The sequence below is a fragment of the Paucibacter sp. XJ19-41 genome, assembly GCF_028462495.1.
Taxonomy (GTDB): Bacteria; Pseudomonadota; Gammaproteobacteria; order Burkholderiales; family Burkholderiaceae_C; genus Roseateles_E.
This window is the reverse complement of sequence record NZ_JAQOWX010000101.1, coordinates 9,384-20,400: the sequence shown is the minus strand read 5'-3', so window position 1 is coordinate 20,400 and position 11,017 is coordinate 9,384. Positions and strand designations below refer to the sequence as shown.

The 11,017-nt window shown below is 69.2% G+C and carries 9 protein-coding genes; 5 read left to right on the top strand and 4 right to left on the bottom strand.

Translation table 11 applies throughout. The annotated features are described in order from the left end of the window. Positions 1-227 precede the first annotated feature (227 nt). Positions 228-1,769 carry a fumarate hydratase gene (locus PO768_RS21720; RefSeq protein WP_272647717.1) on the top strand — a complete coding sequence of 514 codons (1,542 nt, stop codon included), beginning with the start codon at positions 228-230 and terminating at the stop codon, positions 1,767-1,769. A gap of 87 nt (positions 1,770-1,856) precedes the next feature. Here PO768_RS21720 and PO768_RS21715 read toward each other — a convergent pair whose 3' ends face one another. Next, positions 1,857-2,789 carry a GGDEF domain-containing protein gene (locus PO768_RS21715; RefSeq protein ID WP_272647716.1) on the bottom strand — a complete coding sequence of 311 codons (933 nt, stop codon included), beginning with the start codon at positions 2,787-2,789 and terminating at the stop codon, positions 1,857-1,859. A 277-nt stretch (positions 2,790-3,066) separates the two neighbouring features. Here PO768_RS21715 and PO768_RS21710 point away from each other — a divergent pair, with 277 nt between their 5' ends. After that, positions 3,067-3,234, top strand: coding sequence for a hypothetical protein (locus PO768_RS21710; protein WP_272647715.1), 168 nt, complete (start codon positions 3,067-3,069; stop codon positions 3,232-3,234). 21 nt (positions 3,235-3,255) lie between these two features. On the opposite strand, the gene PO768_RS21705 is transcribed toward PO768_RS21710, so the two are convergent. From PO768_RS21705 to PO768_RS21695, 3 genes are all read right to left on the bottom strand, one after another. Continuing rightward, complete coding sequence (locus tag PO768_RS21705; protein ID WP_272647714.1) at positions 3,256-4,779, bottom strand: methyl-accepting chemotaxis protein; 1,524 nt, start codon at positions 4,777-4,779, stop codon at positions 3,256-3,258. 48 nt (positions 4,780-4,827) lie between these two features. Beyond that, a complete protein-coding gene (locus PO768_RS21700) occupies positions 4,828-6,093 on the bottom strand; it encodes a mechanosensitive ion channel family protein (protein ID WP_272647713.1) in 1,266 nt (421 codons plus the stop codon). A gap of 195 nt (positions 6,094-6,288) precedes the next feature. Then, complete coding sequence (locus PO768_RS21695) at positions 6,289-7,224, bottom strand: histone deacetylase family protein (RefSeq protein ID WP_272647712.1); 936 nt, start codon at positions 7,222-7,224, stop codon at positions 6,289-6,291. Between the two features lie 55 nt (positions 7,225-7,279). Between PO768_RS21695 and PO768_RS21690 the strand changes: the two genes are divergently transcribed. The 3 genes from PO768_RS21690 to PO768_RS21680 all read left to right on the top strand — a co-directional run. Then, on the top strand, positions 7,280-8,221 hold the full coding sequence (locus PO768_RS21690; protein ID WP_272647711.1) for an AAA family ATPase: 942 nt from the start codon (positions 7,280-7,282) through the stop codon (positions 8,219-8,221). An 8-nt stretch (positions 8,222-8,229) separates the two neighbouring features. Then, a complete protein-coding gene (locus PO768_RS21685) occupies positions 8,230-9,210 on the top strand; it encodes a DUF58 domain-containing protein (protein WP_269840297.1) in 981 nt (326 codons plus the stop codon). After that, the coding region (locus PO768_RS21680; protein WP_272647710.1) for a transglutaminase family protein at positions 9,207-11,017 on the top strand (1,811 nt) is incomplete at its 3' end. The genes PO768_RS21685 and PO768_RS21680, both read left to right, overlap by 4 nt.

Below are 11,017 nucleotides of genomic sequence, written 5' to 3'. Positions count from 1 at the left end.
CGGCGCTTCGACGCCGAGGTGCCCGCCAGGAGCGCCAGCGCCGCCGGCGCCGCGCAGGCGCTGTCGCAGGCGCTGAGCCAGAGCTTCGATGCGCTGCTGCCCTGGCTGGAGACCGAGCTGGCGCGGGCGGCCAAGGTCAGCGCGCCACCGGCCGGCTGAGCGCAAGCAGGGGGAAAGCTGGTCTCGCTAAAATCCTGCCAGCCTTACAAACCCGGACCCGCCTCATCATGACCACCGCGATCAAGCACGACGACCTCGTCGACAGCGTGGCTGCCGCCCTGCAGTACATCAGCTACTACCACCCGACCGACTACATCCAGCACCTGGCCCGTGCCTATGAGCGCGAGCAGAGCGCCGCCGCCAAGGACGCGATCGCGCAGATCCTGACCAACTCGAAGATGTGCGCCGAAGGCCGCCGCCCGATCTGCCAGGACACCGGCATCGTCAATGTGTTCTTGAAGGTGGGCATGGATGTGCGCTTCGAGGGCTTCCCCGGCTCGCTGGAGGACGCCGTCAACGAGGGCGTGCGCCGCGCCTACAACCACCCCGACAACAAGCTGCGCGCCTCGGTGCTCAACGACCCGCTGTTCGAGCGCAAGAACACCAAGGACAACACGCCGGCGGTGATCAGCGTCAGCATCGTGCCCGGCAATACCGTCGATGTGATGGTGGCCGCCAAGGGCGGTGGCTCCGAGAACAAGAGCAAGTTCGTGATGATGAATCCGAACGACAACCTGGTCGACTGGGTGCTGAAGACCGTGCCGCAGATGGGCGCCGGCTGGTGCCCGCCGGGCATGCTGGGCATCGGCGTCGGCGGCACGGCCGAGAAGGCCATGCTGATGGCCAAGGAGTCCTTGATGGACGACATCGATATGTACGAGCTGCTGGACCGCGGCCCGCAAAGCAAGCTCGAAGAGCTGCGCATCGAGCTCTATGAAAAGGTCAACGCGCTGGGCATCGGCGCCCAGGGCCTGGGCGGCCTGACCACCGTCTTGGACATCAAGATCAAGACCTACCCGACCCATGCCGCCAGCAAGCCGGTCGCGATGATCCCGAACTGCGCCGCCACCCGCCACGCCCATTTCGTGCTTGACGGCTCCGGCTCCAGCTATCTGGAAGCGCCCAGCCTGGACCTGTGGCCCGACGTCAAATGGGCGCCCGACTCCAACCAGCGCCGCCGCGTCGACCTGAACGCACTGAGCCGCGAAGAGATCGCCAGCTGGAAGGCCGGCGACACGCTGCTGCTGAACGGCAAGATGCTGACCGGCCGCGACGCCGCGCACAAGCGCATCGCCGACATGCTGGCCAAGGGCGAAAAGCTGCCGGTGGACTTCACGAACCGCGCGATCTATTACGTCGGCCCGGTCGATCCGGTGCGCGATGAAGTGGTCGGCCCGGCCGGCCCGACCACCGCCACGCGGATGGACGGCTTCACCCGCATGATGCTGGAGAAGACCGGCCTGACCGTGATGATCGGCAAGTCGGAGCGCGGCCCTGTGGCGATCGACGCGATCCGCGACAACAAGGCCGCCTACCTGATGGCCGTCGGCGGCTCCGCCTACCTGGTTTCCAAGGCCATCAAGGCCGCCAAGGTGCTGGGCTTCGAGGACCTGGGCATGGAAGCGATCTACGAGTTCGACGTCACCGACATGCCGGTCACGGTGGCCGTCGATTCGAACGGCACCAACGCCCACGACACCGGCCCGGCCGAGTGGAAGGAGCGCATCGCCTCGGGCAAGGCGGTGAAGATTCCGGTGGCGGCGGGCTGAGCCCGGCCGCAGCAACCTCCGCCCCCTGACGAAGCCACCGCCCAGCGGTGGCTTTTTTGTTGCCGGTCCGAAGCCGGATGCGCTTCTTCAGTCCGTCAGCGGCTCGAAGAACTCGAACGCGCTGCCGCGATTCTTGGCGCGGTACATCGCGGCATCGGCATGGGCGATCAGCGTCGGGCCGCTCATGCCGTGCTCGGGGTAGAGCGCGATGCCTATGCTGGGCGTGACGCGAAACTGCGTCGCCCCCAGCCCGACAGGCGAGCCTATCGCCTCGCGGACCATGGCCGCGATGCGCGCCACGGCCTCGCGGCCGGAGGGATTGATCAGCAGATAGAGGAACTCATCGCCGCCGTTGCGGCAGACGGTGTCCTCGTCGCGTGCGTTGCGCATCAGGCGTTCCGCCACGGCCGTCAGCACGGTGTCGCCGGCGGCATGGCCATGGGTGTCGTTGACGAGCTTGAAGCGATCCAGATCCAGGAACAGCACGGCGAGTAACCAGCCATGGCGCTCGGCCCCGGCAATGGCCTGCGCCAGCCTATCATCGAACAGCGTGCGGTTGGGCAGGCCGGTCTTCTGGTCATGCATCGCGAGCTGGCTGGCCGTGCGCTCGGCGTCGCGGGACAGGGCCAGCGCCGCCTCCGAGTCGGCCAGGGCCAGGCGGGAGCGGCTCAGGGCCTGTTCCACCGCCTGGACCTCATCCACCCCATCGCTGAGGTTGTCGGCCAGTTGCTGTAGATCATCAGCACAGCCCTGCACCCGCTGCTCGACGGCCAGACCGTGCTGCAGCGCCTGGGCGGCCGGCAGCATCGAGGCCCCGTCCGCGATATGCGCTTTGGCCAGCTCGTTGGCCGATCCCAGGTCCTCGGCGCAGGCCTGAACCTCGGCCTTGACCTCATGGCTCTGGCCCAACGCCGTGTTCAGCACATGCCGCACGCGCGAGGGCTGGGCCGCGGCCGGTGACGGCGGAAGGCGGGCGGGCTTATCCAGCTCTCTGGCTTTGGTGCGATGCGTGATCTTCATCCCACCACAGTAGTCGCCGGCGTCCGGGGCGTCTGTGGGGCAGCGCACAGAGCGCAGCCCCGGCGGGAAATGCCTGCCTGAGGCTTAGCATGGTCTGCACGCGCGGCCGGGCCTCGCCACCCCCTTGCTTGGGCGCCCCCCTTGCCGGGATGGCGGCCAGGCGCCCCTTCGGCGACGATGCCGCCAGGGAGGTCGCCAACAAGGCGGCGCGGCCGCAGGACGATGACGTCGGCGGACCGCAGCCAGAACCTCCCGCTGCGCCATGGGAGGGCGAACGATGTGGATTTCCAAGTATTGGTATGAGAAGCTGCCGGCGCTCTATGCGGCAGCGGCCCTGCTGAGCCTGGCCTGGCTGGGCACGCCGGCGGCCTTCAGCGCAACGCTGCTGATGGCGGCGGCGGCGCTGACCGCCTGGTGGCGCTACCAGCACCGCCGGTCGGACTGAAAGAACCAGTAGAGCCCGGCCTCAAGCCAGCCGGAACACCTTGACCAGCGCGCTCAGGCGCTCGGCCTGCTGGCTCAGGCTTTGCGCGGCCGCCGTGCTTTGCTCGACCAGCGCGGCGTTCTGCTGGGTCACTTCGTCGAGCTGACCCACGGCCAGGCTGACCTGCTGGATGCCGCCACTTTGCTCGCCGGTGGCCACCGAGATCTCGCTGATCAGCCCGGAAACCCGCTGCACCTGAGTGACCAGCTCGCCCATGGTCTGGCCGGCCCGCTGGACCTGGCGCGCGCCGTCTTCGACCTTCTCGACGTTCTCGCTGATCAGGCTCTTGATCTCGCGTGCGGCGGCGGCCGAGCGCTGGGCCAGCGAGCGCACCTCGGAGGCGACGACCGCGAATCCGCGCCCCTGCTCCCCGGCACGGGCCGCCTCGACGGCCGCGTTCAGCGCCAGGATATTGGTCTGGAAGGCGATGCCGTCGATCACCGAGGTGATGTCGGCGATCTTCTTGCTCTGCGCGCTGATCGCATCCATCGTGCCCACCACCTGACCGACCGCCGCACCGCCCTGGCTGGCCACACCGCTGGCGGTGGCCGCGAGCTGGGTGGCCTGGCGGGCCGACTCGGCGTTGTGCTGCACGGTCGAGGTCAGCTGGTCCATCGACGAGGCGGTCTCCTGCAGGCTGCTGGCCTGGTGCTCGGTGCGGCTGGACAGGTCCTGGTTGCCGGCCGCGATCTCGCTGGAGGCCAGCGCGATGCTCTGCGCCGACTGGTTGACATCGGTGACCAGCGCCCGCAGCGAATCGCGGGTGCGCTGCAGCGCCGCCATCATCGAGCTGGCGTCACCCGGCGCCACCGGCACCTCGGCCAGCAGATCGCCGGCCGCCACCCGCTCCAGCACCTGGCGTGCGGTGGCCGGATCACCCCCCAGCTCACGCTGCACGCAGCGGCGCAGGCTGACGAGAAAAGCGATGCAGACCGCCAGGCTCAGCAGCGCCAGGCTCAAGACGGTCCAGCGCGCCGAACTCATCGCGGCGGCGGCTTCCTTGCGCGCGCCTTCCTTGTCAGCGCCGGTGATCTTCTTGAGCTCCAAGAGCTCGGCGCGCAGCTCGCGCCAGGCCGGGGTTTCCTGCTTGTTCAGCAGCGCGGCCGCAGCGGCGGCATCCTGTTGCACCTGGGCCAGCACCTGCTGTTGCATCTCGGCCAGGCGGCTGCGCAGGGCGGCCATCGCACGCAGCTTGCCCAGTTGCTCGGGCGAGGCGGCCGCCTCGGCCGCGCCGGCGGCCTTGTCATAGGCCTTGGCCGCGCCGTCGAGGTTCTCGTAGGCCTTCTTGTTGGCCGGGTCCAGGATGATGTTGCGCAGCGCCTGGCCCATTTGCAGGCCCTGGGCATACATCTCGTTGACCTCGGCCGACAAGGCGTCTTCATGCGTGAAGTAGTCGCCCAGCTGGCGCTCCACCGAGTAGGTGCCGACACTGACGGCCACGCCCAGCACCAGCACCAGGCCGGCCGGCACCGCCAGGGACAACATCACCCGTTGCATGAATCGCATAACCATCCTTTGTCGACAAAGTCGGGATGGTAGGCAGCAGCCCCGGGTTCAGGGGGGTGTCACAGGCGCCAAATCGGCACTATTGCGCGCTTGGTGCACAACCCGTTGCGGGAACGGGATCTCGATACCCAGTTCGTCGAACAGACGCAGGATGGCCAGATTGACCTGGGAGCGCACGCCCAGCTGGCCGTTGTGCGGATCCTCGATCCAGAAGCCGATCTGCAGGGTCAGCCCGTCGGCCGCAAACTCGCGCAGCAGCACGCCGGGCGCCGGGTCGTGCAGCACCCGCGGCACCTTCATGATCTCCTCGACCATGCGCGGCATCAGGGCCTCGACATCGGTGCCATAGGCCACCTGCACCGTCGTGACCACTGAGACGCGCGGATCGGCCAGCGATGAGTTCTCGACCCGCTGCGTGATCAGCATCTCGTTGGGCACGACCGACTCCCGGCCGTTGAGCGCACGGATCACCGTGTAGCGGGTCTTGATATCGCTGATGCGGCCCTCGAAGCCGTCCACCATCACCATATCGCCGATGCGCAGCGAGCGCTCGGCCAGGATCACGAAGCCGCTCACATAATTGGCCGCCAGCTTCTGCAGGCCCAGGCCAATGCCCACGCCGATCGCGCCGCCCAGCACGCCCAGCGCGGTCAGGTCGATGCCGGCCGCCGTCAGCGCCAGCAGCAGGCCGACAAAGATCAAGAGCGAGCGGGTCAGGTTGACGCCGATCTTGCGCAGCGACAGATCGGTGGTCACATTGCGCAGCAGCCGCGCCTCGATCACCGACGAGACCCACAGCGCCAGCACCATCACCAGCACCGCGCTGAGGCTGCCCTCGATCAGCGCGCGCAGGCTGACCTGGCTGGCGCCGATCTTCCAGCTGATGCCATCCAGCTCGGCCAGCAGCACCGGCAGCAGGCCGGTGATCCACAGGACGGAGCCGCCCCAGGCCAGCCAGGAGACGGTGCGCTCGATCAGCTTGACCCAGCCCGAGCTGGGCAGCGCCGCGCTCAGCACCCGCACCGTCAGCCGTATCACCGCCAGCGAGATCAGCACCGGGATCACGACCTTGAACACCGCCACCGGCATGCCCAGCAGCGGCAGCGCCCGCCGCGCGCCCCAGGCCAGCGCCAGCGCCAGCAGCGGGAACAGCACGCCGTCGAACAGCTGGCGGCCGAACAGCACCGAGGGCGGCTGGGGCTGGCGGCCGCGCAGGCGCCAGACGATCAGCCAGGCCAGGCCCAGGCAGGCCAGCAGCAGAGCCAGCTCGGTCAGCGCTGCGGGCTGCAGCAAGGACGCCAGCAGGGTCTGCAATTCGTCAAAAGTNCAGGCGCCAGACGATCAGCCAGGCCAGGCCCAGGCAGGCCAGCAGCAGAGCCAGCTCGGTCAGCGCTGCGGGCTGCAGCAAGGACGCCAGCAGGGTCTGCAATTCGTCAAAAGTCAGGGGATGATGGTTCATTCGTCGGAGCGGCCGCCGGGTGGCGTCGCATCAAAAAAGTCGCGCCGGGCTCAGACCCCGGCCAAAACCCGCAAATGCACACCGACGCTGCGCGCCAGCGCGCCCAGGTGGTAGCCGCCCTCCAGGCAGGAGACGATGCGGCCCTGGGCATGGCGCTCGGCCAGCTCCTTGATGCGCCAGGTGATCCACTCGTAATCGGCCTCGACCAGGCCCAGCTGGCCCAGATCGTCGTCGCGGTGGGCATCGAAGCCGGCCGAGATGAAGATCATCTCGGGCTTGAAGCGCTCCAGCGCCGGCATCCACATCGCCTCTATCATTTCGCGGATCTCGCCGCCGCGGGTGTAGGCCGGCACCGGCACATTGATCATGTTCTCGCCCTTGGGCACGGCGCCGCAATAGGGATAGAGCGGGTGCTGGAAGATGCTGACCATCAGCACGCGCTCGTCGCCGGCCAGGATGTCTTCGGTGCCGTTGCCGTGGTGTACATCGAAGTCCACCACCGCGACGCGCTGCAGCCCGCGCACATCGAGCGCATGGCGGGCCGCGATCGCGACATTGTTGAAGAAGCAAAAGCCCATGCTCTGCTCGCGCGTCGCATGGGGGCCCGGCGGGCGCACCGAGCAGAAGGCATTCTCGACCTGGCCGTCTATCACCAGAGCGGTGGCCTGCACCGCCGCGCCGGCGGCGCGCAAGGCGGCCGACCAGGTGTCGGGGTTGGCGATGGTGTCGGGGTCGATGGCGCGCGACTCGCCACTGGCGGCCAGCGACTCCAGCGTGTCGCGCAGCTGGGCCACATAGCCATGGGTATGGGCCAGCTCCACGTCCGACAGGCGCACGCTCGGCGCCTCATGGCGCTCCAGCGCGACATCCAGGCCGCTGCCGATCAGCCAGTCCTCGATCGCGTCCAGGCGCTGCGGGCATTCGGGATGGCCGGCGCCCATATCGTGGCGGCGGCAGTCGGAGTGGCTGAGATAGGCAGTGGGCATGCGGGAGGGCGCGGCAGTCGGGGTGGCGCGGCGTGTTTTGAGTTAATGTCCGAGCATGAGCGAGCAAGCCACCCCACCCCAGTTGTTCCAGCAACTCAAGACGCTGCAGCACCAGATTAGCACGATCATCCGCGGCAAGCCGACCCAGATCCGCGACTGCGTGGCCTGCCTGATCGCCGGCGGCCATTTGCTGATCGAAGACCTGCCCGGCGTCGGCAAGACCACGCTGGCCCACACCCTGTCGGTCTCGATGGGCCTGCGCTTCTCGCGCGTGCAGTTCACCTCGGACCTGATGCCCTCCGATCTGCTGGGCGTCTCGGTCTACGAGCGCGAGCGCAGCGGCTTCGCCTTCCACCCCGGGCCGGTATTCGCCCAGGTGCTGCTGGCCGACGAGATCAACCGCGCCGGCCCCAAGACCCAGAGCGCGCTGCTGGAGGCGATGGAAGAGAACCAGGTCAGCGTCGACGGCCAGACCCATGCCCTGCCCCAGCCCTTCTTCGTGATCGCAACGCAAAACCCCAGCGAGCAGCTTGGCACCTATCCGCTGCCGGAGTCGCAGCTGGACCGTTTCCTGATGTGCATCTCGCTGGGCTATCCGGACGAGAAAGCTGAGCGCGAGCTGCTGATGGGCCAGGACAGCCGCGAGGCGATCCGCGCGCTGGGCGCGGTGATGCAGCCCGGCGAGCTGCTGGCGGCCCAGGCCGCCGTGCGCGAGATCCATGCGGCGCCGGCCCTGCTGGACTATCTGCAGGCCCTGCTGGCCGCGACCCGCTCGGGCCAGTGGTTTGTCGAAGGCCTGAGCCCGCGTGCCGGCCTGGGCGTGCTGCGCGCCTCGCGCGCGCGCGCCCTGCTGGACGAGCGCGACTATGTCTCGCCCGACGATGTGCAGGCCATCCTGCCGCAGACCATTGCCCACCGTCTGCGACCCAAGGCCGGCAGCGGCCGCGGCGCGCGCGAGCAGGTGCGGGCCATGATCGAGTCCATCCCGATTCCCTGAGCGCTGATATGGTGCAGTCCCTCCGACGCCGCGCCCGGGCCTGGTGGCAGGCCCGCCATCCGCTCAGCGACACCCACCAGATGGGCCAGCGCAATATCTACATCCTGCCGAGCCGGCCGGGGCTGTTCTATTGCATCACCCTGGTCGTGCTGCTGCTGGCCTCGATCAATGACCAGCTGAGCCTGGGCTATCTGCTGACCTTTCTGCTGGCTGGCGCGGGTTTTGCGTCGATGCACGCCACCCACGCCAATCTGCGCGGCCTGAGCCTGGACCTGAAAGGCCCGCAGCCGGTCTTTGCCGGCGACGATGTGCAGCTGGAGGTGAGGCTGCACAACAGCGGCCGGGCACGCTATGGCATCGGCATTCAGGTCCGGCAGGGCAAGGAGGCGGAGCCGGCCTGGGCCGATGTGCCGGCGCTGGGCCACAGCCTGCTGCAGCTGCGCTGCCCGGCGGCCACGCGCGGCCTGATGCAGCTGCCGCAGCTGCGCGTCTCGACCCGTTTTCCGCTCGGCCTGTTCGGCGCCTGGAGCATCTGGCGGCCGGCGGCCCGGGTCTGGGTCTATCCCCGGCCCGAGCAACCGCCGCCGGCCCTGCCCGGCCAGGCGGCCAGCAGCGGCGAGGGCCAGCGCGCCGCGACGCTGATGGTGCGCGGCCAGGACTTCGAGGGGGTGCGCCCCTACCGCCAGGGCGATTCGATCAAGCAGGTGCTGTGGAAGAAGGCCGCCAGCGCCCCCGACGGCCAGCTGCTGGTGCGCGAGACCCTGGCGCCGGCCAGCCGCCAGCGCTGGTTGGACCTGGCTGACACCGCCGGCCTGGATTGGGAGGCGCGGCTCTCGCGCCTGAGCGCCTGGGTGCTGCTGGCCGAGCAGCTGGGCCAGTCCTATGGCCTGCGCCTGGGCGGGCAAGAACTGGCCCCCGATCATGGGCCGGCACAGCGCCAGGCCTGTCTGGAGCTGCTTGCGGCCGCTCCGCTGGAGCCGCTGCGATGAGTACCTGGGCCACATTCAAGGCTCGGCTGCAACACCTGCCGCGCGAGACCCGCGACACCTTCTTCCTGCTGTTCGCGATCGCCGCCACCGCCCTGCCCCATGCCAGCCATCTGCCGCTGTGGTGCACGGCGCTGACCGGCCTGATGCTGCTGTGGCGCGGCCTGCTGGCCTGGAACGGCCAGGCACTGCCCGGGCGCTGGAGCCTGAGCCTGCTGCTGCTGGTGACGGCCGGCCTGACCCTGCTGACTCACCGCACGCTGATCGGCCGCGAGGCCGGCATCACGATGCTGGTGATGCTGATGGCGATGAAGACGCTGGAGCTGCGCGCGCGCCGCGATGCCTTCGTCGTGTTCTTCCTCGGCTTCTTCCTGGTGCTGACCCAGTATCTGTACTCGCAGTCGCTGCTGACCGGGCTGTGGACCCGGGTCAGCGTCTGGGCCCTGCTGAGCGCGCTGGTGCTGGCCCAGATGCCGGTGGGCCAGCCCAGCCTGAAGCTGGCCGCGACCCAGGCCGCCCGCACCACCGCGATGGGCCTGCCGGTGATGGTGCTGCTGTTCCTGCTGTTCCCGCGTATCGCGCCGCTATGGGGCATCCCGAGCGACTCGGTGGGCCGTACCGGGCTCTCCAACGAGATGGAACTCGGCGCGATGTCGGAGATCGCCAACGACGAGAGCATCGCGATGCGGCTGCGCTTCGAGGGCCCGGCGCCGCCGCCGCAAGGCCTGTACTTCCGCGGCCCGGTGCTCAGCCGCTTCGACGGCCGCAGCTGGCGGCCGCTGCCCGGCAATAACAACCCCTTCATCAGCCGCGCGCCGGCCCCTCGGGTGCGGGGCCAGGTCTTGCGCTATGAGCTGACGATGGAGCCGCTGCGCCTGAGCGTGCTGCCGCTGCTGGAGAGCAGCCCCGAGGCCCCCGGCAGCGAGATGGATGTGCAGGGGCTGCTGCTGCGCCGCAGCATCGACCTGCAATGGCTGGCACCGCGGCCCATCACCGAGCGACTGCGCCTGAACCAGCAGGCCTATCTGGACTATGACAGCGGCCCGCTGCAGCCGACCCTGGGCCTGCAGGCCTATCTGGAGCTGCCCCAGGGGCTGAACCCGCGCACCCTGGGCTGGGCGGCCGAGTTGCGGCGCCGCCCCGAGCTGGCCGGACTCGACGAGGCCGCGTATGCGCCGGCCATGGTGGCCGCCGTGCTGCGCCACATCACCACGGCCGAGTTCATCTACACGCTGGCCCCGGGCCGCTACGGCGAGGTAACGCCGCATCTGATCGACGAGTTCTGGTTCGACCGGCGGCTGGGCTTTTGCGAGCATTTCTCGGCCGGCTTTGTCGTCGTGATGCGGGCCCTGGGCATTCCGGCCCGCATCGTCACCGGTTTCCAGGGCGCCGACCGCGAGCTGCAGGACGGCTATCTGGTCGTGCGCAACAGCCAGGCCCATGCCTGGGCGGAGGTCTGGCAGGCCGGGCGCGGCTGGGTGCGGGTGGACCCGACCGCGGCGGTGGCGCCGGACCGCGTCAATCTGGGCCAGGCCCTGAGCCCGCCGCCCGGCGCCTTCGCTGGCGCGCTGGGTCAGGTCAACCCGGCCCTGTGGCAGGGCTTGCGGGCCATTGCCCGGAGCTGGGAGCAGCTCAACAACCGCTGGCAGCAGTATGTGCTGAACTACTCGCGCAGCGACCAGTTCGATCTGCTGAAGAAGCTGGGCTGGCGCAGCCCCGACTGGCAGTCGCTGGGCCAGCTGGTCGGCGCGCTGATCGGCCTGCTGGCCGGCGCCGGCGCGGCCTGGGCGGCCTGGCAGGCCCGGCCGCA

Coding starts and splice junctions, on each gene's coding strand:
- PO768_RS21720 (WP_272647717.1), top strand. CDS start 228: ATGACCACCGCGATCAAGCACGACGACCTCGTCGACAGCGTGGCTGCC.
- PO768_RS21715 (WP_272647716.1), bottom strand. CDS start 2,789: ATGAAGATCACGCATCGCACCAAAGCCAGAGAGCTGGATAAGCCCGCC.
- PO768_RS21710 (WP_272647715.1), top strand. CDS start 3,067: ATGTGGATTTCCAAGTATTGGTATGAGAAGCTGCCGGCGCTCTATGCG.
- PO768_RS21705 (WP_272647714.1), bottom strand. CDS start 4,779: ATGCGATTCATGCAACGGGTGATGTTGTCCCTGGCGGTGCCGGCCGGC.
- PO768_RS21695 (WP_272647712.1), bottom strand. CDS start 7,224: ATGCCCACTGCCTATCTCAGCCACTCCGACTGCCGCCGCCACGATATG.
- PO768_RS21690 (WP_272647711.1), top strand. CDS start 7,280: ATGAGCGAGCAAGCCACCCCACCCCAGTTGTTCCAGCAACTCAAGACG.
- PO768_RS21685 (WP_269840297.1), top strand. CDS start 8,230: ATGGTGCAGTCCCTCCGACGCCGCGCCCGGGCCTGGTGGCAGGCCCGC.